The organism is Kordia sp., from assembly GCF_050633145.1.
Lineage (GTDB): Bacteria > Bacteroidota > Bacteroidia > Flavobacteriales > Flavobacteriaceae > Kordia.
On sequence record NZ_JBOEFY010000035.1, the window covers coordinates 111,773 to 136,290 of the forward strand.

The following is a 24,518-nucleotide window of genomic DNA, read 5'->3' on the forward strand; positions in this document are numbered from 1 at the left end:
AAATTGAGATTCCTAAAATGATAACTGAAATAATTTCAACTATAACTTATAGCCAAGTAGTTTATCTTTGTAAGTATGGAGCTTAAATATTTCAGATTAATAAAAACGATCGCAGAAGAAGGAAGTATTGCAAATGCTACGGAACGATTGTTTTTAACACAGTCAGCCTTAAGTCATCAACTGCGAGAGTTAGAAGAACGATTGGGTTTTAAAGTCTTTCTCAGAACCAGAAATAAATGGGAGTTAACTCAAGAAGGTACTGAGCTTTACAAATTGGCCAATAAATTATTCAGCTCTATTGATGAAGGTTTTAGTAACATACAACAGATCAAAGAAGGTTCTAAAGGAGCAATTAAATTGAGTGCGGAATGTCAGTCGTTTTTTCATACCATTCCAGGTTTTATTCAAAAGATGGGAATCCTTTATCCCGAAATTGATATTGATTTGACCTTAGGAACTACGCATCAAACCATATCACAAGTATTATCTGAAGAGATCGATATTGCAATCGTAGCATCAAAACCGGAATCTGATGAGTTGTTGAGCATTCCTGTTTTTAAAGATGAGATTTTCGCTATAATACACGAAGAGCATCCATTAAATAATATAGCGTATTTAGAAGCGAGTCATTTTGGAAATGTTCATTTGTTAATTAATTCGTTTCCGATGGAAAGTGTTGCTGTCTACGATCAATTCTTAAAACCAAATAAGATACATCCTAAGAAGATTTCTGCAATTCCTTTTACCGAAATTACGTTGTCGATGATTGAAGCTAATATGGGAATCATGTGTGCTCCAAAATGGCAGTTAAACTCTTTTAAACTATCAAAAGAACTGATATTTAAACCTATTGGTAAAAACGGTTTAAAACGAACACATTACTTAGTTGTAAAAAAGGAGCATCGCACTAAAAAGTACATCCACGATTTCATTTCTAATTTTGAAGAAGATTTTTTGGAGGCATCCTAAATTCTTTAGATTGCAAAAACCCTAGATGATTTATAAGAAATAGAAATGTTAAAGCCTTTATTTTCATTGTATTACTTCTTTAGTTTTTATGAGATGTTTGTTTAGTGATGATAGACAAAAAAAAGCTGTTGATTAAAAACCAACAGCTTTTATAAATCCCTTAATAAAATTATTGTTTTATAAACTTCTTACTTATAGGTTGATTGTTTATAGTAAACTGAATAATATATAATCCACTATTCAAAGTTCTAACATTTACCTGACCTGAACTGCTCAATACGCCCTGAGTTACCGTTTGTCCATACATATTTTTAACAGAATATGCTACAGTCTCTAGTGTTGGTAAAGTAATATTAATAACTTCTCCTTTTACTGGGTTAGGATACATTTTTAAGTCAAAAGCTAACGTATTTTCATCGCCTCTTGCAGTTGTTCCACAAGGTCCTATGTATTCCCATCCACCATTAGTTTTTCTTTGGTATAAGCTATTTCGGTATACTACTCTATCTCCTGGAGAATACGCATTAGAGCTATTGTAAGCTGGAACGCCTGCACAGATATCTCCTCCTGTATCACAAGGTGCACATGAGCCTCCACAATCTATACCGGTTTCGTTTCCATTTTGGATACCATCAGTACAGGTTGGTGTTGGTGCACTACCAGTAATATTTACGGTATAATCTTCTACTTCACCATCTCCAATATTTCCACAAGCATCTGGAGCTGTGTTGTATCGCATGGAAACTCTCATTCTAGTAGTTCCTGAAGCAGCAGAAGATGATGGTGTAATTGAACCATTTACGGCGCTATTAGAAGCCGAACCAGCATCGAATGCTAATTCTCCAGCGTCACTAAAATCTCCATCTTGATTGTAATCGATCCATACTCTAAAGTATTCATTATACGCAGATCCTGAAAACCCTGGAGTTAACGTAATAGGATTGCTTGTTCCTCTAGTCAATGTAGCTGTTTGAGATGTGAAATCTGAATACGTTTGTGCTCCTGAAGAATTGTCTAAACCACCTACTTGTACTCTAGCAATCCATTCGTATTGTACTCTAGATCCTGATGATTCGCAATATTGTGTTTGACAAGGATCACAAGATCCTCCACAATCTACACCAGTTTCATCACCATTTTGAACACCATCATTACAGCTTGGCTGTACAGGAGGTTCGCATTTTGATGAAAGTGCTAAACTATGTCTAACACCACCCGAAACCAATACTGCTCTCATTCTATTTTTTTGACCTTGCGTGAATAAATTCATGCAAGAATCATCACTATAATCCATATAATTTTGCACCATATCTACAGAACCGCAAGAAACATGCGTTGTATTACAACCAGTATTAGAAGCATCTGATTCTGGAGTATCGCTTACAAAATCATCAACTCCACAAGCTCCATCACCCCATATATGACGTAAATTCAAGTAATGTCCTACTTCATGAGTTGTAGTCCTTCCTAGCTCAAATGGAGCTGTAGCAGTTCCTATTCTTCCAAAATATTTATATCCCATAACTACTCCATCTGTAGCTGCACTTCCTCCTGGAAACTGTGCAAAACCAAGTAAGTTATTGAAACCTGGAGCAGAAAGTTTAGGACATACCCACATATTTAAATATTGTGAAGTGTCCCATGGAGCAACACCTCCAGAAGAAGGCTTTTTCATAAAGTTATCTGCAGATCCTCCCCAATCTTCTCGAGTGGTTAGCTTTCTTGTAATACCAGTTGTCGCATTTCCATTAGGATCTACTTTAGCTAAGCAAAACTGTATTTGAGTATCCGCAGCTTGAGACCAAGTATTATCTGCATCACTATTGGTACGTCTAAAATCTTCATTCAAAACATCTATTTGAGACTGAATTTGAGCATCACTGATATTTTCTGTTGAATTTCTATATAATACATGTACAACAATTGGTATGGTAATTATGTCTCCATCTATGGATTTAGCAATAGACATTTCTTTTACTTTCTGAGCTGTAAACTCTTCAATTTTAGCCATTCGTTTAGAAAGACCTGGATCTGTTTGCATTCTATGTTCTAAATCTTGCATAACTGCACAGTTTCTTTCTTGAGCAAAAACTGTAAACGAGATAAGAATAAAAAATAATAGTGTAATTTTTTTCATTATTCAACATTAATTTTGGTTACTATTTTGTTATAATTTCTGTTAAATTATTGAATCATTTTTATTTTTTTATGCTTTTCAATGACAATTTAATAAAGAGGAATATTTAGTATAACAAGTGATTAATATAGTATTACTACACACCTAACACTCTTCGTTTTTTGAATATAAACTTGTGAAAATCTACTTTAGTTTTGATTGAGAGAAAGGTTAATTTCTAATGAGGCAACCTATAAAGTTTTAATTAATAATTTTAGTTAAAACCCTATAACTTTGTGTTTCAGACATAAATACAACATTCATTCAGGCTTAGGTTTATTATGAAAGGGACAAACGACTCTTCAAATAATCAATTATTCAATTTTAGAGGAAAACTCAATAGTGATAAGTTAGCAATTGTGTAAGTGCTGGTCTTTGGATATTTGGTTATAGATACTGCTGCCTGTATTCATGATTCTAATAATAGTTCGGCAATTACAGAAATTTTATATAGGGAACAAAATTTAAGTGTATTATGATATAATGTAGCTGATTATGTTGTGGATATTCAGACTCTAAAAATAAACTTATGTGTAGTAAAAGTGTGTTTCATTTATTAAAAAGACAGATTCAGTAATAGTCTATCTATCTTCCATGCAATTCCATATTTGGCAAGCTATTAAGGTCTTTTAGATAATAGTCAAAAAACTTTTTGGTTTGGCTAAAAAACTCATTGCGATATTCTCTTATTCCATGGTCGGCTCCTTCAAATAAAATGAAACGCACAGGATGTTTGCTTTTATACAATTCATTCACCAATTCTAATGATTCTGATGCTTGAACACGCCAATCGGAACTACCATGCATTATTAATATCGGTGTAGTTTTACACATTTTATCTGCCCAAAATACTGCAGACCTAGCTTTCAATTCTTTTTCTTTATTTTGATAATAATTTGGAATATACTTAGCATACACATGTTCTTCAAATTCTGGTCGATTTTCAAGTGCTTTAAAAGCATTGGCTGCACCTGCAAGAACAACAGCAGCTTTGAATTGACACGTTTTTTTGAGCGAAAGATATGTCATCATTCCGCCTCTACTTGCACCTTCGATGCCTATTCGTGATGTATCTGCATTATCAATTTCATTTAAAGTAGGTATCAGATTTAAAACATCGTTTACATCTTTTCCTCCTACTTCTTCTTTTCCTTCACTTCCACTATTTCCTCTATATTGACTTGCTACAACTACATATCCCCAACTAGCGAGTTTTCCCAAAAAGAAGCCTATTCCTATTTCATTCCATTCGCCAAATTCACCTGTTCCGCCTCTATTTGAAATGATACATGGGAAATTCCCTTTTTGAATTGGTTTAGCAATAAATCCTTTTACTTTTAATGAATCTGATAAATAGGTTATTCGGAAAAACTCTATATTTTTAAGCGCTGGAATCATTGTTGAATCAGCTTTATGAATCTTGGCAATTGTCGCGTCGCTTAGAATTAACCTTTCCTTTTCTATAATTTTTCCATTCTGTGCATGAGTAAAAAAAATAGTAAGTACTATTAGAACTAATGTAGATTTATATTTCATAGCGATGTTTTATTTAATAAGCTAGCCTTTGTATCTAAAGAAATGAATGATTTGTATTTTAATTTAAATGATACTTTTCTAAACAAACTAAATCAGAAAAAATATCTGCAAATGCATCTTGATACTTATTGTACATTTTACCACCTATTTTTATAGGTCCATTTGACAAATTATTTAATTCTAATTGCAACATTTTTATTTTTTTATTCAAGTAATATGAAATAATCGAAAATTGACGATTCCATGATTGTGCTATTATTTCTGAACGTCTATTTTGTTTTTCTATTTCAATAAAAAAATTACTTAGTCCCGCAATTTTAGAAAAATTCTGATCTCCAAATGCATCTAAAACAATTTGATTATCCATAGAAAGGATGAAATATATCTCCTTAATATGATGTTTTTCAATTAATTGCTTTATAGACTTTAATGTTTCAGTATCAGGCGCAAAAGAATTACCCAATGAAGTATAGAAATAATTCTCATACTTAAATGTATTGCTTATAATAGATTCTAAGCAATCAGTAGGACATAAAAGGTAAAGACGTTTATGCATTAGTTTGCGCTATAAGGAAATGATGAATGGTGTAAATCAATTTTAAATTTCCCATTTATTAATTTATAACCAAACGTATATTCAACCTTTGCTTCGTTTCCATCTAAATCGGTAAAAAAGTAGTTTCCCATTGCTATGGCACGATTTTCTTCTAAAATAAGGTTTGAATTTTCAAATCTTACCTTTGTCCAAGGCTGAATGGCAAACCCTTTATCTTCTTTACATGCCCTATCTTCTCCTGCAATAAAATAAGATAACGCCTCTAGTTTGGTTGGTCTAAATTGTTCTATTTCACATTTGGTAGGTTTAAATGAAACTAAACCTGCTTCAAAAGCATAAAGTGTATCTAGAAAATCATTTGTAAATTTTTCACACGCAACTCTGTTTTCTTTTAATGCACCAATTCTTACTACTCCATTACCCCAATTGTTCTGAGCTTCTACTACTTGTTCTTTTNNCAGAAAATGAGTATTTCCTATTAATTATATCCATTATTTACTTTTACTAAAACAAAATTAATCTAAACTATAATTAAAAGCTGCTAATGCAACTAAGTTGCTAAAATAATAAAAATACTTATTAATGCAACTAAGTTGCGATATAAAAATTGCAATAAAAAATTTGATACCCTAAAACCGTTTTAAAATGGCACTAAAATCTTTGTAAATTATCAAAAGAACTGATATTGGAAACCTGTTCTTATTTTAGTATTCTAGGTTTAACACGAACAACAATCAGTAGCTGATGCTGCTTCATTAAAAGAACAATCGACACCTTGATCTACTGCTTTTTTTAGTTGAAGAAAAGCTTGTTGAATTTTTGACAATGGTGAAGCTACGTTCATACGCATAAATTGTGTGTGTGAGTTTTCAAACCAATCGCCCGGAGTTAAAGCCAATTTTGCCTGATTCACTACTAAATGCTTTAAAGCAGCATCAGATATATTCAGTTTGCTAAAATCTAACCAAACTTGGTATGTGCCTTCTGGCTTGTATAATGTTACTTCTGGCAATTCATTTTGGACAAAACTTTCAATCCAATTCATTGTTTTTTCAAGGTATGTCAGCAAATCATCCAGCCACTCTTCTCCTTTTGTATACGCTGCTATTGTTGCATTGGCCGAATGTATGCTTCCATGATCTAAATATAACGAACCAATGGTGTCTTTAACTTGTTTGAAGGTGTTTTCATTTGGGATATATAGATATCCATTTGAGATACTTTGCATACCAAATGTTTTGGCCGGCGAGCCTAATACAGCAATATGATTTTCACTAGTATTTAATGAAACGATACTATTAAATTCAGCGCCAGAATAGACAATATCAGAATGAATTTCATCACTGATAATAGTTACGTTGTATTTATTTGCTAGCTCTACCAATTTTTGTAATTCTTCCTTAGTCCACACTCTACCAACAGGATTGTGAGGATTACATAATAAGATAGCTTTAATGTTTAAGGTTTTGAGTTTGCGCTCCATATCTTCAAAATCCATTTGATATTGGCCTTCAACTACTTTTAACTTATTAGGAACTACTTTTCGATCTGCAGATTCAATCACCTTAAAAAATTGATGATAGACAGGTGTTTGTACCATGATACTATCTCCTTTTTCAGACAGTTCTCTAATCAACACACCAATTCCTGTAAGTACTCCAGAAACCTGCACAAACGATTTAAGGTTTAATTTTAATTGATGACGTTTTAAATTCCAATCTGAAATTGCTTTAAAAACCGCTTCTGTATTAAATTCATACGCATACATATTCCTTGTTACCAATTTTTGCAAAGCTTCTTGAATAGGTTTTGCTATTTCAAAATCCATGTCGGCTATCCATAGTGGCATTACATCAGTTGCACCAAACATACCTTTTAAGTAGCTTGGATTACTTTTTGCAAAATTGTGTTCTACTGTGTGTATTGTATCAAATTGACTCATTTTAATTTCTTTAAATTGTTTTTTATTAGTTCCACTCACTTTTTGCAGCTTTAAAAGCTTTTTGAAATTTGTCCGTATGCCACATAAGCATCAACATTTTATGTGCTATTTGTCTTGCTACTTCTTCATCACTAGGAAAATGAACTCCCATAATTTCTCTCGACAAACCAATTTCATAAGCTAAGGCAATATATTCACCTCTCTTTTCTGGCACTAATTCACTTAAAGTATACGCTTGAATATACGCCCATAACGTATGTCCGCTTGCAAAAGAAGGTGTTGGTATTTCTTGTAAAGGTTTAATATTGGCATCCAAATGATACGGTCTGGCACGTAATAGATTAAACTTTATAGCAAATTCTAATAAGCGAGTATCTTGCATAACACCTTTTAATAATTCGGCAGTTTTTGGATATTCTTTTGCATTGTATTTTTCTCCAGAAACTTCTCTTACCATAAAGAATAAGTCTTTTAAATTACTCTCATATCTATCATCTGTTTTTGTATAATTTTTATGAGGCCAATACCCTATTTTGGCTAACTGCATCACGCGTTTTATTTGTTTTTCAGTTCTCTTATTTTGTAAATCGAGTAAAAAATCTAGTTCAGCTCTTGTCTGTTGTGAACTATTGGCTGGAAATTTTACTGAATTCACAATGAAATCTACCTGACTAGAACTTAAATAGTGAGGTTCGTTCGAAGCATACACAAGTAGAAAGTTTAAATAATTATCTGTAGGATATTTAATTTCATCCATTGCGGCATATGCTGTACGATTTTCTGCATCTAGTTTTTTTAACTCTTTGTAGTGATTGCGTATAGGTTCTATGTCATGAATTGTTGAAAAAACAGCATTCTGACTGTATATACTTGTAGTGATAAAAAACGTTAAAATTAATGTGATATGTTTCTTTAGCGTATTCATGTTATATATAATTTGTTTGATTTTATATATAGACGTGACATCTAAAAAAAGACGCAAAAAAAATTAGTCACAAGATGGCTTGCATTTTTTTGCTTTATACGCTATAACATCACCATATACATCTGTAGATATAGTACAACATTGGTCGTAGGAAGACTTTAATAACTCTCTACCTCGTTGTACTCTTGATTTTGCACCTGAATACGAAATGTTTAAGCGTTCTGCTATTTCTTTCTGTGGTACGTTTTCAATATCTGCCATAATTATAGCTTGTTTGTACTTTTCGGGAAGTGAATTTATAAACGGGCTGATACAATGAGTTAGCTCAGATGTTAGTGAATTTTCAGAAATATCTTCCGCTTCAATAGTATCAGAAGAAGTTTCAAATTTAAATTTTCTAAAATGAGAAATTATTTCATTGCGTGTAATTTGATATATCCAAGACACCAATTTTTCTTTGTTTTTTAAAGTATCAAACTTTGTGAATACTTTTAAAAAGACATCTTGAACTATATCTTTTGTGAGATCAGGATTTTGAACCTTTCCATTAACAAAATTTGTTAATCGGTCATTCATATCATTCCAAACGTGTATAATTTCAGTATTCATAGTAACAAAAATAAATCAAAGATTTATTTATAGACGCAAAGATTTAAAAAAGACGCAAAATATTTTAAAATACTAAAATGCAATCGGTATTCAAGTCATTTTACAACTCATAACTTGAATTTTAATTCATTACATAACTTATTCCTAATAGCCCAATAGCTCCATCTATTAAAACTGAATAATATATTTCTTGGCGTTTGAGAGTTGTACATGCAATTAAGAGTGTTTGTACCATAATAGCTACTACAAATACTGGCGATTTATACATGGATTGAAAGACAATCTCTACTCCTACTATTGTTAAAACAAACAGTGAAATTGCAATCATTTTTGCATTTCGAATACCTACCACTTGTGGAATTGTTCGTTGCTTATGCGAATCATATTTCAAATCTCTAATATCAAACGGAATGGCGACTCCAACAAAGTACACATAATGTGCAGGAATAAAGAATAAAAAGGTTTCCCAATTGTAAATTTTCTCATTTATTATAGGAAACAGTATTATCACTAATGTCCAAGTCAAAGCAATAGAATGAATCTTAATATAAGGCAATTCACGTAGGTTTCCTCCAAATATTCTAACTACATAAAAAAACGATATAATACTAGCTATGCCAAATAACACTGCAATTGTCAGTGTTATATTGTTTACTAATTTTAAAAATATAATGCTTGCTATTAATCCACTAAAAAGGCTTAGGTAAACTATTAATTTCCGATGCTTGTACACCCATTTCAACCAAGGTGTTTTAGCTAAAATATTAGCTTTAAATAATCGTTGACTATTGTAAACACATAAGGTGGAGAAAAAACCAAACAGACCATAGTACACATAACTATCTATAGCAAATAGGTTTGCAACTCCCGCAGCGAGAAACCCTGCAGAAGTTGCTATGATAAGATTTAAGTGAATGATATATGTTAGAATTACTTTAAACAATTGAGTTTAAGTGTTTGAATTAGGAACAAAGCTTCATTTCTATTATATATCACCTGTATGTATTAACTATATAGTTAAGAAGCAAATGATGATTATTCTCTTATTAGGGTATAGAGAGACGGATTAGCTTTAAGCCCTTCTGTAGGTGGCACTCCGAGTTCTTTTGCCATTTTTTTGCTAGCATCCATAAATGCTTTTGAACTTTCCCAAACCGCAACATTTATCAATTCAAATTTGGTATCATTCTTTATTGATTTATGCAATTTTGTAGATATATAACCAGGTTCTTTTTTTAGAAAGTCTCTGCATGCTTCCCAATAAATTATTGATTCTTCCAATTTACCTTCTGGCACTTCAAATGGATTTATTAAAATGATATGTTCTGATGCATTGTTTTCCATAGTTGATTTATTTTTAGTTTGTTGTTCATTAGTACATGAAGTAATGCTCATTAGTAAAATTGTTATGAAAGTTAATCCTGAAACCTTTACTAAACTCTTCTTAAATAGTTTTCTAGTATTCATTTTTTAATTTATTAAGACATTCTTTTTAAAGTATTCTCTTTTGTTAACGTATAATGCTTTATCACACCTAAAACGTGTAAAGCCAATAATATAATCATGATTGTGGCTAAAAATCCGTGGGCTTTTAGAGGCATAAGGTCTTCTCTTGAAAGTATTAAATCAGATACTCCCGATTGCAATGCATCAATATAACCGCCTGTAAACATGGTTACTATTCCTGCTATTGAAATAGCAATCAATAAAATGTAAAAGGCATTATGAATCCACACAGCTAAGGTGTCATTGAATTTAGAGCCTGTCTCCAAATCTTTTGGTCGTTTAGATTTAAAAAACAAGTAACTTCTTATTAGAGTTAAAATAAATACAACGACTCCTAGGATGGCATGTACCTTTATTAAACCCATTTTTTCAGATAGTGAAATATCTTCCATGTATTTCCCTAAAGGAAACAAGGTTAGAATTAATAGTGCAGTTACCCAATGTATTACAATAGTTCCCTTACTATATTTTTGTGTTAAGTCATTTTTTTGTTTCGTCATAACATTGATTTAAAATTGTTATAGCAATATTTGTCATGACAAATATATGTATAAAAAATTATTTTGATAAGTTATCTAAGATTTTTTTTGAAGTATCATTAAACGCCTGAACTTGTTCATTACTTAATCCTTCGGTAGCTTTTTTAAGTATATCAACGGCTAGAGGCTCTACTAAATCACGAATTTCTACACCTTTTTTAGTTATAGAAATTTTCCAAGATCTTCGATCATTCGTATCTGCTTCCCTTACTGCGTAGCCTTTATTTTCAAGTTTATCAACTATCCTAGTTATGTTAGCATTGTCTTTGAAAGTAAGTTTTGCAACTTCTTTTTGAGTTAATCCAGATTTTTCATTTAGTCTATTTAAAATAGCCCATTGTTCTGGTGTTACATCAATCTTATTATTTTTTATAGCTGAATTAAACTCTCTTTTTAATAAAAGAGCTGTCATATTAATCAAATAACCTGCAGATTGATCTAAAAATGATTCCATAGTATTTGTTACATTATTAGTTAACATGACAAATATAAAGTTAATATTCATAATACTATTGAAATTCTTATGCACAAAATAGCGCATACAGAATTATTCAGACAGATTAAATAATGGATGGAATTATAGCAAAAGTATATTTAATGCAGTAAATACAGTGCTTTAACGATTTGCAAATACTATATTACATTTATCTAGCTAGTGTTTTCTCTTCTTTTTTGGAGTGTCACTTTTTGCATTAGCAGCACCAGTTTGTGCTAAATAATTAGCAAATATTTTATCTACTAATTCTTCTTTTGTTAAGTGATGAAATATCGTTTTAATTTTAGCTTTATAAGCTTCAGAAACGTCACGGTTAGGTTTTGTTTTGAATATTTTTTTAGCCCATAACAAACCATTATTTTCTTCAATGCTTTGTGCATCTGCTTTTTTGAATTCGTTAAAAACAATGCCTAATTCATCTTCAAATTCAGGAATTTCTACAACTTCTTCTTTTTGTATCACAGATAAGGAAAGTCCCTTTGCTCCTGCTCTCGCTGTTCTTCCGCTTCTATGAACATACGTATCATACGTGTCTGGCAAATGATAGTTAACAACATAGGAAACTTCTTTGACATCAATACCACGCGCGGCCAAATCGGTTGCAACTAAGATATCTATAAATCCTTCTCTAAATTGTCCCATGATACGATCGCGAATTCCTTGTGTCAAACTTCCATGAATTGCACCAGAAGAGAATTTATTGATCGCTAGTTTTTTTGCTAATTTGTTTACTGCAGCTTTGGTTTTACAGAAAATAATACCGCGTTCGCCTTGTTTAGAACTTAGAAAATGAAGTAATACTTCTAGTTTTTCTATCGGTTCTACGACTACATATTGATGCTCAATTCCTTGATGACCAACAGTTGACATGTCCGCTTCAATATGCACTACCTGTTTGAACATGTAATTTTGAACCAATTGCTTGATGGTTCCTGGCATTGTTGCCGTAAACAGTAAGGTTCTACGAGTTTTTGGAATTTCTTTTATGATGCTATCCAATCCTTCTTTTAGCGCACTGACCATTTCGTCCGCTTCGTCTAAGATAAAATAAGAGATGTTTTTGATGTTGATAGCTTCTCGTTTTACCAAATCGGCTAAACGTCCTGGTGTGGCTACAATAATGTGTGTCGCTTCTTTTAAACGTTCTATTTGAGGTTTTATAGGAACGCCTCCACAAATAGAAGCGATAGAGATTTTAGGACTGTGCTTTGCAAAAGATTCCAAGTTATTGAAAATCTGTTGTCCCAATTCGCGTGTTGGCGTGAGTATTACAGCTTGAATTGCTGTATTTTCAGTGTCAATGAGTTGCACTAATGGCAAACCAAAAGCAGCAGTTTTCCCTGTTCCTGTTTTTGCTAAGGCAACCACATCTTCTTTTTGATTTAGCACTACCGGAATTACTTTTTCTTGAATATCTGTCGGAACAGTTATTTGCAAGTCTGATAGACTTTGTTGTAATTGTTCATTAATTCCTAAATCTGAAAACTGTTTTGACATCTAAAATAATTTTCGGCAAAGATAGGTAGTGTTTTTGAGGTTTTGGTGGTGATTGGATTGTATATTCTTAAATTATTTGTGTTATTCCTAATCTATTAGAATAAGAACTATACTCTACTTGAATTTCTGATAGCAATTCTTTATTGAAAATTTTTATTTTATTAAAACGTTCATGAAATATATTTGGAGGTAGTGAAAATGCATACCTAAAATCAAAGATTAATGCACAATCACTTCTTTCTTCATCTAAATATAAATGGTCAAATATTTTTAGAGATAAAGGCATAGTACTTTTACCTTTTAACTTGTTTTTTTTCCTAATGGGATTTAGAATTAATAAACCACCAAGTAGTTTTAAGTTTCTACCATATTTATTTTGAGCAACATCACAAGGTCGCGATATAATCATTGCTATATCAATCAATTCTGGGCTTCTTTCACCATCATCGTGATTAGTTTGAAAAGATAAATATTCTGCAATATTATCATCACGCTGGATATTATAGTTTTTAATTAAAGACTCATTTTCACAGATAGATATTAATCCAGGAATGATCAGTTCTTTAGGAATTGGATTTTGTAATATAAAGTGAAACCAAGAATTAAGTTTCGAATCAATGTCTGTTTTAGGGAATTCAGGTATGTTATAGAGGTTTTCGTTGTTTACTTGAGTTATTTCCTCAAGTGGTCTCGTCGATTTTGAATTTGATGATAAGATATTGTCTAGTGCATCAAAAAGGACTTTTCTTTTCTCATTTTCATTTCCCTGCCCCAATAAATAAGTCCCACCATGACCAATTATTATTTTTTGTAATTTCTTCTTTAGAGCATCAGCATCAATACCTTTAACGAGATGACCTATAATTGTATTTGATGAATGTATTATACTTTTTTTCCAGGTCGCAAGTTCATCTATTTCAGGATATTTCTCTAGCTCACCTTTAATTGATAGCTCTAACTTTTCAAAATCCCAGCTGTCCTTAGTTTTGAAATCATTTTTCTGTTTTACTATGCAAGCAAAAGGAGAACGGTTAATTTTTTTCAACTCTTCTAAGATTTCATCTTTGCTGTCTGTTTCTTTTGACCACAAGATTAAAATATAAAAAGAATATTCAGGTACTAGACTATAAATCCATGCAGCACAAAGTTCAGGATCATAATCTCTTATATTTTCTGTATAATGAACATCTAAATATATTAGATTTAAATCTGAAAAATGAATATTAGGTTTATCATCTCCATTGGCTAAATGTGCATTAAAATACTTAATACCAACACCTTCTTTTTGATATTTTTGTATTATTCCCTCGACTTCATCAATTTTATCGTCTATTACTGCTATTCTTGGTTCAAATGATAACATATATTATTGATCTTTATTAAAGGTTAATTTTATTGCTGCACCTCGATATTTTGTTGGAATTTCAATATCATCTAAATCTGAATTTTCTAGTATTTCAAACTTTCCATATTTCATCATAATTGTATCAATCAAGTACAAACCGATTCCAATCCCATCATCTTTTCTAGTAAAGAATGGTCTAACTAAATCTGTAATTTCATCTTTAAATCCAGGTCCATTGTCTACAATAACAAATGAAGGAAAATCATTGTCTAAATATGTTTTAATATAGATAGCTTTGTCTTCTTTGTTTGTGGTATCTAACCAATAAATACTATTATCAATTACATTCATTACCATAGTAATAAAATATCTCTTATCACATTTTATTGTTTCAAGTGACTCATTATAATCGGTTACTGTTTCTATTTTTCTCTTTTTTAATTTAAAATTATAATTAGAAATTGCCTTATTAATACACTCTGACAGATTAATTGGTTTATTCCCTCCTTTTCGTAGTACAGATAAAATACCTTGAACATAGTCATTTAGCTCATCTACTTTTTCATTTCCTAAAATAGGTTGAAATGGGTTTTCATTAACAACTTCCTTCATTCTAGGGACCAATTTTTCAATTTCATGAAGTGCTACGGAAGCTGTCATTCCAACACCAGCTGGAATTAAAAGTGTTTCTTTCTTTTTTTCAAAATCATTTTGAAGGCTTTCAGCTTCTTTTTTTAATTTTTCTTTTTTTTCATCATCAGAGAAATCTGTAGAATCAATAAGCTCTGAAAATATGGTTGTTTGATCTTGATATTCCCTTTCTTTAGGAGCTGGACTTATATAATCAAGCCATTTTTGTCTATCTTTCCAACGTTCAGTTCTGTATTCATTTATGACACCTATTAAACAGTTTTCAAACAACTTATAGTCAGCACTTTCTACAAAACCTTCCCTACTTGTCTTTTCAACTAAACAACTAGAATTTCCTGAATCTAAATACACAAAACCAATATTAAGTTTATTAGAAATCCAAGATTTATTATTAACTCTTCGATTTTCTAGTTCTAACCAATCATTTCCAGGTTCTCCATAGTTAAAAACTCTCATTTCATCTTTAAAGACTTTGATTCCTGCATGAAATTTTAAAACGCTCTTAAGAGTTTTTGAGTCATATGTATAATTCCTGAGAGTTTCAGGGTCTTGATCATAAGTGTATAATTCTATTAACAAATTCCCAAAAGGAAGAGTATTGTTAAATATTTTTAATTGTTCTTCTAACTCTTCATTTGTTAACTCTTCTTCTTTTTCTATTTCTTTTTTAAATGTTTTAATTAATTCACCTTTAATATTAATTGCTCCATTGTCAATTATTCTTTTCCCAAATTCTTCATTCAACTTAAATTCACAGATGTAATCAAACGTTAAATTATAATTTTCGTCTAATAAAGCCGTAAATTTATAAGGTGCAATTTTTAAAATCTCTTGAGCATCAGGGAAATTTTGTAACCAGTGATTCCCAAAATCTAAGTTTATTTTAAAATCCTCTTCTATATTTTTTGGAGATAACATAGAAGTTACATTTCGTTTTAGACTCCTTGCCATTCTTCTTGTCCATGGTTCTTTTAATGAAGTTACTTCAATTAAAGTTCCAGAATTATCTTGGAAGTGAAAATTCGTTTTGTCGGTTTCAGTTTGCCAAGTAATAGGTATGTCTTCTAAGTATTTAGATTGAGAAAATGCTTTCCAATCAATCTTTAATGTTATTTCATAATCTAAAGCTTTTTTCTCTTTTATTCCATTTTCACTTTCAACAATTTCGGCAGGTCTTGTAATCAGAGTTATTATATTTCCTAGTTTATGAACAGCAAAACGACCAACTCCCTTTTCTCCCATTGGCACGCGATCGTGAATAGGACTTCTATTAATTATTCTATTCCCATCTTCATCAATAGGTTTTCTATGATCGGTTCCTGGCTCCAACCAAACATTTTCAATTACATCAGAAGTAAGTCCTGTTCCATTATCTTTAATAGTAATAATCGCATTATTTTTATCTTGAATATTAGAAAAATTAATATTAACAAAGCTTGAATCTGCATCATAACTATTTTTCACCAACTCATAAATAGCCATAATTGGACTCTTTATAAGTTCTTCTCCCAACAATCGTAAAATATGAGCTTTTGGTTTAAAATGTTTTTCTGTTACATTACTATCGTTATCAAAATTAATTTCTGTTTGTTCTTCTGTTTTAGTTTTTAAACTCGATACTGTTAATCCTTTAACTATATCCTTTTTTTCTAAATTTAAACTTCCTAAAAAGTTTTCAGTTTCTTCCTCTTTAATCAAAAAACCGTTATAATTAAATTCATCTATTTTAACTAAAATAAAAAGACTATTTGACTTCAACTTTTTGTGAAGCCTAGTAATTCTATACTCATTGCGAGTACCTTTCCCGTAATAAATTAATCGGCTCTTAGGTTGAATAACACCATCTTGCCAATTAATATTTATAAACTTTTCATTATTATCACCTCTTGTTCCTTTAAAATCAAAAAAAGAAATTGAACCTTTTGGTACGTAAATACCTACTTGATGCCCTCCTGTTTCGCCTGCATCATTTGCGGAAACAATTTTTAAAAATGTTTCTTTTGATTTATTAATTAATTCTAATATTTCAGAAATGTCTTCCATTATATTTGATTTAGAACTTGATTTTGTTCTAGTAATTGATTGTCTTCTACAAAATTTGTAATATTTTCTGCTATTGCTGTTAATACAGGAACAGCAACCGAATTCCCAAATTGTTTATAAATTTGACTATTTGAAACTGGTTGTTCAACTTCACCATCAAAAAACTTATAACATTCTTCAGGAAAACCCTGAAGTTTACATGCTTCTAAAGGTGTTATTCTTCTGGGGATATCTCCTTCTTGTTCCAATAATATTTCTGCTCCATCTTTATGATATCTAGCCGACATTGTTCTTGTTATATTATCTGCATAAGGTCTACGAATCATATTAAATCCAAAACCATTACCAAGACTTCGATGTCTATCTCTATGACGTTGTAAAGCATTCCATGTTCCTAAACCCAAAGTGTACTTATCTCCATATAGCGCTCTTATTTCTTCTTCTGGCATTATGATATCTTCCAATTCATAAATTCTTTGTGCTGGTTTTTCTGGAAATAGAGTTTCTATTTGCTCCTCTGTAATACCTAAATCAGCTCTAAAACCTATTATATAGATTCTTTCTCTATGTTGTGGAACCCAATTTGCAGCGTCAATAATTTTAGATTTAAATGTATATCCAACTTCTGTTAAAGATTCACATATCGTTTCAAATGTTCTTCCTTTATCATGACTTTTAAGATTTTTTACATTCTCTAAAAGAAATGTTTCCGGTCGTTTAATACGTAATATTTCTTTAACCTTGAAAAATTCAGTTCCTTGAGTAGGATCATCAAAACCATGTAATCGACCTAAGCTATTTTTTTTTGAAACGCCTGCTAATGAAAATGGTTGACAAGGAAATCCAGCAGTTAATAAATTATGATCTGGAATTTGATTTTGAATATCTTCAATTTCATGTATATCTCCAAAAGGAATTTCTCCATGAAAAGCATTATACGTAATTTGTGAATATCTATTCCATTCAGAAGAAAACAAACATTCGTTTCCATGAGCTTCAAAAGCAAATCTTATGCCTCCAATTCCTGCGTATAAGTCTATAAAATCCATATAATACGAATTTAATAATTTTAAGTAACGAATAAAGAAAAACTCCACATTAGTTTTATACTTTTATTTAACAAATGTTATTATAGTTCATTTGCTCGGCTTTTTACTTTCTTCCAATATAAGTTTTCAAAGAACTTTCAATTCAAAAACAAATCTAAATAATCATTAGAAAAGGATTTTACGGAAAACCACATTCAAACAAAAAATATTAAAAAACAGAACACACATCATAATTCAAACTCACCTAACTCCCTCACTCTAAAACCACTACAAAACCCACATTAAAATTGTGAATATCTATTCTTTTTATTGACTTTTTTAGCTAAAAGGAAATCCTATATTTGTCGCCCTTAAAACAAAAAGATATGAGTGCAACGTGGTATGAATGCAAGGTAAAATATAGAAAACTTGATGAAGTAACAGGTGAACAAAAACTAAAAACAGAACCGTTTTTGGTAGATGCTATTTCCTATACAGAGGCAGAAAGTAGAATTACACAAGAAATGGCTGCTTATTTAAGAGAAGGCGAAGAAATTAAAATCACCAATATTAAAGTGGCTAACTATGCTGAAATACATCCGTTTGAAAATTCAGATAGATGGTTTAAATGTAAAGTGAGCATGATTTCTTTCGATGAAGAAAGCGGGAAAGAACGCAAAAGCAATCAATACCTATTGATCCAAGGAAATGATGTAAAAGAAGCATACGAGAACACGGTTACTGCAATGAAAGATACCATGGCAGAATATACAATTCCTGCTATTTCTGAATCGCCTATTATGGACGTATTCCCTTATTTTTCTGGTGAAGAAAGCGAAATGGCAAAGATGGAAAAGTTTATTGCATTGAAAGATTCTGTACCTGCAACGAATGATACAGATGAAAAGCTAGAACTAGCAGATAGTTTAGCTGTAGAAGCAGAATAACTACTATATCTTGTTAAAAGAAATAACTAAAATCTGAGCAATAAGTGTATTGTTCAGGTTTTTTGTTTTGTATAAGATTCAATTTACACATTTAATCTTCCTATTATGCTTATTTTTACAAATTATAGTATTTACCAGCATATATGAGACACCTACAAGAAACAGCAAAAAATAAAAATTCAAAACCAAGAGCTACCTTAAAAAAAGCCTTTAAAACTATTATTTGGCCTCGACGAAATTTGGTTTTCCTGGGATTATTATTGATCATTATTAGAAGTTTAGCTGGTTTTGTGATACCACTACAAAGTAAAGTACTGTTAGATGAAGTTGTTCCTAATAAAGATTACAATCAATTATATATATTAATTTTTATTGTTATTGCTGCTATTTTAGTACAAGCAATTACCTCTTTTTTACTGACTAAGGTGCTGAGTATACAAGCGCAATATTTAATTAGTGAATTGCGCGCCGAAGTGCAAAAGAAAGTATTGTCGTTACCAATTAGCTTTTTCGACAACACAAAGTCAGGTGCTTTAGTATCTAGAATCATGAGCGATGTTGAAGGTGTTCGTAATCTTATAGGAACAGGATTGGTGCAATTAGTTGGTGGAACGTTTACTGCCGTGATAACCTTAGTTATTCTGCTAAAAATGAACGTTTGGATGACGCTTTTTACATTTTTGCCTTTATCAATTTTTGGGATCATTGCCTTAAAATCATTTAAATATATTCGACCAATCTTTAGAACTAGAGGAAAAATTAATGCCGAAGTAAAAGGGCGATTAACCGAAACTTTAGCTGGTATTCGTGTGATAAAAGCCTTTAATGCGGAAGAGCAAGAAAGCAAAGTTTTTGAAAAAGGTGTAAACGATATTTTTAAGAATGTCAAGAAAAGTATGACTGTAACCGCTTTAATGACGAGTTCTTCCACCTTTTTAATAGGTATCGCAACTACTGGAGTAATGGGAATTGGTGGTTACTATATGATACAAGGTTCCTTGACTTTTGGTGATTTTATACAATTCACATTTCTATTAGCATTCATGGTTGCGCCAATTGTACAAATGAGTAATATTGGTAGTCAATTAACGGAAGCATTAGCAGGTTTAGATAGAACCGAAGAACTCATGAATATGACTGCTGAAGAAGACAATGAAGATAGAACGATTCAATTAAAAACAATAGAAGGTGCTATTGAGTTTGATGATGTTTCATTTTTTTATGAAGAAGGAAAAGAAGTCTTGCATAATATCAACTTTAAAGCACCAGCAGGTTCCGTGACTGCTTTGGTAGGAAGTTCGGGTTCAGGAAAATCGACTATTGCTGGACTATCAGCTACATTTTTAACACCACAATCTGGTAAAATTACTATTGATAATCAAGATTTATCGCAAGTTAAACTGAGTAGTTACCGCCAACATTTAGGTGTGGTTTTACAAGATGAGTTTTTATTTGAAGGAACTATTCGTGACAACATCACGTTCCCAAGACCAAATGCCACCGAAACAGAAGTCATAAACGCCGTAAAAGCAGCGCATGTAAACGAATTTACTGACAGATTTGATTTAGGTTTAGAAACTCTAATTGGAGAAAGAGGTGTAAAACTTTCTGGTGGGCAACGTCAACGTTTGGCCATCGCTCGTGCTATATTGGCAAATCCTAAGATTCTTATTTTAGACGAAGCTACATCGAGCTTAGATACTGAAAGTGAAGCCTTAATTCAAAAAAGTTTAGCAGAGTTAATTAAAGACAGAACCACTGTCGTTATTGCGCACCGTTTAAGTACCATAAAAAAGGCAGATCAGATATTAGTCATTGAAGCTGGACATATTGTAGAACGTGGAACTCATGATGAACTAATTGCTGAACAAGGTCGTTATTATGAGTTATACACCTATCAAGCAAAAATTTAAGTGATTATTAGCATCACTTTGCAGTTATCATTTCGTGAATATTTGAATTTTCTTTCTTTAAATTAGGAATGGAACTAATACGATATGCGTACTTAGTTATCCTTCCAAAAAATACCGCCAATGAGTCGTACTCCAAAATAAGCCATCCAACGTTTTATAAAGCCTACGCCTTCCTGTTTCATGTGTTCCAGAAAGATAGAATCTGTTTCTAATCGGCTTATTTGCACCTTTATGCCTTCGTCTCCTTCTTCAGAAACACACAACAAATTTTGATCATTTATTGTTAGCTTTCCTTTATTCACATAGAGGAAATCATGAACCAAAGGCGCAATGATGGAAAGTTCAAACGGAGCTATAAATGTCCATAAAAATCGAGGAATGGTAGACAAATCGAATTTAAATCCTTTCGGAATCTCTACTCCAACTGCTTTTGCTAATTGTTTCGAATTGATATCTACATTGACTTGCTCTTCTAAAATCCAAATTTTGCTTTGTTGATTCCAACTGATCTTCGGATCGGGTAATTTTGATCCTTTAATATGAATTCGAGTATCAGAAATGGATTTGAATGGCCTTAGTGCCACCAAAGCTTTAGGAACAAACCATATCAATAAAATAACCAAGCCATCCATAATTAGATGAAATAGAAGTAATTCTTTCTCAGGTAACACTTTCTTCTGTCGAACAAGTGTATAAATATTTCGTTCTTGTCCAGATGCAGTTTCTAATTCTAAAGTAATTGCTTCCGCTTCTTGTTGCAAATAGTTACGTTCATTATTGACTAAGTTTAATGCACCATGATTTGCATAGGCAAAAATTGAAAATCCTGTAATAACTATAATTCGAGCTAATGATGAGGAAATATGTTTAGGAAATGAGATCATTGCCGCAACGAGTCCAATAGCGACTGTTGTATAAATACCCCAAAGTACCTGAAAAGAATCGAACCGTTGATATAGTAGATTTAAGACTTCGTATAAATCTTGTTCTTGCATTGTAATTTGATTTATATATTATTTTGAATTTACAAATTACAGAAAATTAAGCATATTTTATCCGTAAGGGTTTTACTTCTTAATTTTATATAATTTTCATTTGCATATATAAACTCCTGAACATGCCAATTATACATTTAAACAGTATTAAAATAGCGCTGTTTTATACAACTTTTCTATTAAATATAGATTCAAATCGATACTTTTCAACAGTATGAATTCCAACCTGCAAAAAATTATTTTCTTCTTCTTCTTCTTTTCTTGCTTACGGATCTTAAAAATGAAAATAAGTTCTTTATGTTGCTTTTACTTTTCTTCTTAACAACTGCAACTGGCGCATCGTCTAACACAACTATTTCTACAATTTTGCGTAATACTTCTGCACCTCTCCAAGATTTTTCCTCTAATTTAATGGGTCCAGAAACCGTAACATCTAGTTTATCTTCTCCTAGTCCCCAAGGAATATCCCATGTAAATGTAATGGATGCACTGCCATCTGGACTCTTATAAGTAAGTACTCCTTCGGTGCCTGTTGCAGCATCTTTATCACCTCTTGTATAGAATACTTTTGTAGTGGTGGTACGTTTTTTAATATTACTTTTATCATATACACTGCCCCATTTCATTTTTTCTTCTCCTGCAATAAAATTTATTGCTGTGTAGTTTTTTACTGCAACTGTAAAGTTTTGTGCTTCTGCCATTTTGATTGGTTTTTAAATAGTTATACATGTTTTAACTAAATTCTGAATTAAGAATTCTTAGAATTGATATAAAACAAATATTGCTATTATGAAGAAAATGAGATAAATAAATCACTGAATGACTATTTCTATTTAGTGAATAGACATAAATCCTAAGTAAATGATTTAATAGGATGCGTTTTTATACACCGGAAAGAAATGTTTAGAAGTATTATTTTCGTTTTCTAGAAGTAATGAAATACACACCAACCAATAAAATACAGGCTGCAACGATAGATTGTGTCGTCAATTCTTCACCTAAAACCCACCAACCTAAAAGCAAAGCCACCACTGGGTTTACGTATGATGCGGTTGCTACTTTTTCTGTAGAAACTTCTTTGAGTAAGTAATTGAATGCCGTAAAAGCGACCAAACTACCGAAAATGATCAATAAAAACATTGACCATTGTACGTTAGCACTCCAGGCTAATGGAGAAGTCCATTCTTCGCCTAAACAAAGACTTACCACAGATAGCATGAAAAAAGCAATTCCCATCTGATATCCTGTGCTCACCAAATGATTTTTAGGTAAATCTGCTTTTGAAACAAAAACACTGGCATAACTCCAACCAATTACACATACAAATACAAGTAAAATTCCAATCAATGTATCTTCATCTGTCACCAATTCTTGTTGACTTACCAATAAATACATTCCAAAAATTCCCAAAGCAACACCAATGATTGACTTTGGTTGCATCTTTTTATTGTCTATCAAACGCATTAGCAGTAATACAAATAATGGTTGTGTAGAGGCCAATAACGCAGTAAAACCGCTGTCGAGATACTTTAATGCCCAAACAAAAAGCCCGTTTCCAGACACCATAAACAGAAAAGCAACAAATGTTGAATTTAGAAATTGTTTTTTGGTGATTGAGAGTTTTTTACCTGAAATTTTAGCGATTCCAAATATTAATATACTAGCAAAAAAGAACCTACATGAAGCTAGGAAAAATGCTGGCAACTCAGTAACCGCAACTTTATTAAGTAAATAGGTACTTCCCCAAATAATGTAAATGGCAAAAAATGCTAATATGATAAGTACTTTTGACGATATTGGTTTCATACACAAAAAATAAAGTGCAAAAATACGATCTTGTTTCCACAACTTGGGAGTTATTTTGAAGCAGTTATCCGTAATTTCTGTTTTTTCACAAATCTGTATTCAAATGATATAATTTTTTCACCATTTTATTTGACGTTTTTTTTAAACTAACGATCAATTTTACGCAACCATTTTCATCATTTCACATCTATTATAAAAATCAAAAACATTGCTATGAAAAAGATATTCCTATATACCATTCTTTCATTTATTATATTTGGTTGTTCTGTAGATAATTCAGACATTCAAATTCTTCCAGTTACGATCCTTCAAGGAAATGTTATTTTAAGAACACAAGCAGATGTAGATGCCATTGGCGCACAAAGATATAATGTTATTAATGGATATTTGAATATTGGTGATCGCTGGGCAGAAGATCATATTCCTGTTCCTTCCGATATTACCGATTTATCTCCTTTAAATACCATTATAAGTGTTACAAGACAAGTTGAAATACAAAGCAATCCTCTGTTAACTTCGTTAGAAGGTTTGTCTCAATTATCGGTTGCATCTGGATTGATTGTAAATGATAATGAAAACTTGGCTTCATTGGATGGTCTGACAAATTTTAGAGCGATTGAAGGAAATTCTTTTGTATCAAGACAAACAGTGTACAGTGGTGGCGTAATTTCTTTCCTAAACAATGCTTCTTTAACTTCTATCGAAGCATTAAGCAATATCAATCCGCAAGTACTAAACAGTGTTTCTGTCAATACTACAGGACTTACATCGCTTGAAGGATTGGAGAATATTACAAATGTTGCTACTCTACAAGTTATCAATAACAATAATTTAACGTCATTAGCAGCTTTAGAAGGCTTAACTGCTATCAATAATACTCTTTTGATATTTGGAAACGATCTATTAAGTAATTATTGCATCTTACAAGCTCCGTTGCAAAACAATTCGGCTTTGGAAATTTATAATGTATCGGAAAATCAATTCAATCCTACACAACAAAATATTATTGATGGAGATTGTAGTCAGTAAATGATGTTAA

21 protein-coding genes are annotated in these 24,518 nt (G+C 31.5%); 4 read left to right on the forward strand and 17 right to left on the reverse strand.

Translation table 11 applies throughout. The annotated features are described in order from the left end of the window. The first annotated feature begins 75 nt into the window (after positions 1 to 75). Positions 76 to 969: a LysR family transcriptional regulator gene (locus ACRBBL_RS17050; protein ID WP_431370279.1), complete on the forward strand. Its 894-nt coding sequence runs from the start codon at positions 76 to 78 to the stop codon at positions 967 to 969. Between the two features lie 169 nt (positions 970 to 1,138). Here the strand turns inward: ACRBBL_RS17050 and ACRBBL_RS17055 are convergent, their stop codons facing one another. From ACRBBL_RS17055 to dcm, 14 genes are all read right to left on the reverse strand, one after another. Then, positions 1,139 to 3,106 carry a GEVED domain-containing protein gene (locus ACRBBL_RS17055; RefSeq protein WP_431370280.1) on the reverse strand — a complete coding sequence of 656 codons (1,968 nt, stop codon included), beginning with the start codon at positions 3,104 to 3,106 and terminating at the stop codon, positions 1,139 to 1,141. A 624-nt stretch (positions 3,107 to 3,730) separates the two neighbouring features. Continuing rightward, on the reverse strand, positions 3,731 to 4,681 hold the full coding sequence (locus ACRBBL_RS17060) for an alpha/beta hydrolase family protein (protein WP_431370281.1): 951 nt from the start codon (positions 4,679 to 4,681) through the stop codon (positions 3,731 to 3,733). A gap of 58 nt (positions 4,682 to 4,739) precedes the next feature. Then, the gene (locus ACRBBL_RS17065; RefSeq protein WP_431370282.1) at positions 4,740 to 5,237 is read right to left on the reverse strand and encodes a hypothetical protein; all 498 of its coding nucleotides are present in this window, start codon (positions 5,235 to 5,237) and stop codon (positions 4,740 to 4,742) included. Between the two features lie 718 nt (positions 5,238 to 5,955). Then, positions 5,956 to 7,218 carry a MalY/PatB family protein gene (locus ACRBBL_RS17070; RefSeq protein WP_431370283.1) on the reverse strand — a complete coding sequence of 421 codons (1,263 nt, stop codon included), beginning with the start codon at positions 7,216 to 7,218 and terminating at the stop codon, positions 5,956 to 5,958. Further along, positions 7,205 to 8,104, reverse strand: a complete 900-nt coding sequence (locus ACRBBL_RS17075; protein ID WP_431370284.1) for a phosphatase PAP2 family protein — start codon at positions 8,102 to 8,104, stop codon at positions 7,205 to 7,207. The genes ACRBBL_RS17070 and ACRBBL_RS17075 overlap by 14 nt, the downstream gene beginning before the upstream one ends. Positions 8,105 to 8,167: 63 nt before the next feature. Then, positions 8,168 to 8,713: an RNA polymerase sigma factor SigZ gene (gene sigZ / locus ACRBBL_RS17080; protein ID WP_431370285.1), complete on the reverse strand. Its 546-nt coding sequence runs from the start codon at positions 8,711 to 8,713 to the stop codon at positions 8,168 to 8,170. 121 nt (positions 8,714 to 8,834) lie between these two features. Next, complete coding sequence (locus tag ACRBBL_RS17085) at positions 8,835 to 9,656, reverse strand: hypothetical protein (protein ID WP_431370286.1); 822 nt, start codon at positions 9,654 to 9,656, stop codon at positions 8,835 to 8,837. Positions 9,657 to 9,748: 92 nt separating this feature from the next. After that, entirely contained in the window at positions 9,749 to 10,180 is a 432-nt protein-coding gene (locus ACRBBL_RS17090) for an antibiotic biosynthesis monooxygenase family protein (RefSeq protein WP_431370287.1), read from the reverse strand. Positions 10,181 to 10,191: 11 nt separating this feature from the next. Next, positions 10,192 to 10,719 carry a cytochrome b gene (locus ACRBBL_RS17095; RefSeq protein WP_431370288.1) on the reverse strand — a complete coding sequence of 176 codons (528 nt, stop codon included), beginning with the start codon at positions 10,717 to 10,719 and terminating at the stop codon, positions 10,192 to 10,194. Between the two features lie 58 nt (positions 10,720 to 10,777). Next, the gene (locus ACRBBL_RS17100; protein ID WP_431370289.1) at positions 10,778 to 11,212 is read right to left on the reverse strand and encodes a MarR family winged helix-turn-helix transcriptional regulator; all 435 of its coding nucleotides are present in this window, start codon (positions 11,210 to 11,212) and stop codon (positions 10,778 to 10,780) included. Between the two features lie 198 nt (positions 11,213 to 11,410). After that, entirely contained in the window at positions 11,411 to 12,751 is a 1,341-nt protein-coding gene (locus tag ACRBBL_RS17105) for a DEAD/DEAH box helicase (protein ID WP_431370290.1), read from the reverse strand. Between the two features lie 67 nt (positions 12,752 to 12,818). After that, positions 12,819 to 14,114 carry a hypothetical protein gene (locus ACRBBL_RS17110; protein ID WP_431370291.1) on the reverse strand — a complete coding sequence of 432 codons (1,296 nt, stop codon included), beginning with the start codon at positions 14,112 to 14,114 and terminating at the stop codon, positions 12,819 to 12,821. 3 nt (positions 14,115 to 14,117) lie between these two features. After that, complete coding sequence (locus tag ACRBBL_RS17115; RefSeq protein WP_431370292.1) at positions 14,118 to 16,790, reverse strand: EcoRII N-terminal effector-binding domain-containing protein; 2,673 nt, start codon at positions 16,788 to 16,790, stop codon at positions 14,118 to 14,120. Next, positions 16,790 to 17,839 carry a DNA (cytosine-5-)-methyltransferase gene (gene dcm / locus ACRBBL_RS17120; protein WP_431370293.1) on the reverse strand — a complete coding sequence of 350 codons (1,050 nt, stop codon included), beginning with the start codon at positions 17,837 to 17,839 and terminating at the stop codon, positions 16,790 to 16,792. The genes ACRBBL_RS17115 and dcm overlap by 1 nt, the downstream gene beginning before the upstream one ends. Positions 17,840 to 18,204: 365 nt before the next feature. Between dcm and ACRBBL_RS17125 the strand changes: the two genes are divergently transcribed. Next, positions 18,205 to 18,765 carry a DUF4494 domain-containing protein gene (locus ACRBBL_RS17125; RefSeq protein WP_431370294.1) on the forward strand — a complete coding sequence of 187 codons (561 nt, stop codon included), beginning with the start codon at positions 18,205 to 18,207 and terminating at the stop codon, positions 18,763 to 18,765. A gap of 143 nt (positions 18,766 to 18,908) precedes the next feature. After that, positions 18,909 to 20,678 carry an ABC transporter ATP-binding protein gene (locus tag ACRBBL_RS17130; RefSeq protein ID WP_431370295.1) on the forward strand — a complete coding sequence of 590 codons (1,770 nt, stop codon included), beginning with the start codon at positions 18,909 to 18,911 and terminating at the stop codon, positions 20,676 to 20,678. A gap of 92 nt (positions 20,679 to 20,770) precedes the next feature. On the opposite strand, the gene ACRBBL_RS17135 is transcribed toward ACRBBL_RS17130, so the two are convergent. From ACRBBL_RS17135 to ACRBBL_RS17145, 3 genes are all read right to left on the reverse strand, one after another. Continuing rightward, positions 20,771 to 21,673, reverse strand: coding sequence for a DUF1353 domain-containing protein (locus tag ACRBBL_RS17135; RefSeq protein ID WP_431370296.1), 903 nt, complete (start codon positions 21,671 to 21,673; stop codon positions 20,771 to 20,773). A 236-nt stretch (positions 21,674 to 21,909) separates the two neighbouring features. Continuing rightward, on the reverse strand, positions 21,910 to 22,374 hold the full coding sequence (locus ACRBBL_RS17140; RefSeq protein ID WP_431370297.1) for an aegerolysin family protein: 465 nt from the start codon (positions 22,372 to 22,374) through the stop codon (positions 21,910 to 21,912). Positions 22,375 to 22,585: 211 nt separating this feature from the next. Beyond that, entirely contained in the window at positions 22,586 to 23,479 is an 894-nt protein-coding gene (locus ACRBBL_RS17145) for a DMT family transporter (protein ID WP_431370298.1), read from the reverse strand. A 213-nt stretch (positions 23,480 to 23,692) separates the two neighbouring features. Between ACRBBL_RS17145 and ACRBBL_RS17150 the strand changes: the two genes are divergently transcribed. Then, positions 23,693 to 24,508 (forward strand): hypothetical protein, encoded by an 816-nt coding sequence (locus tag ACRBBL_RS17150; protein ID WP_431370299.1) that lies wholly within the window; start codon positions 23,693 to 23,695, stop codon positions 24,506 to 24,508. The last annotated feature ends 10 nt before the right edge of the window (positions 24,509 to 24,518 follow it).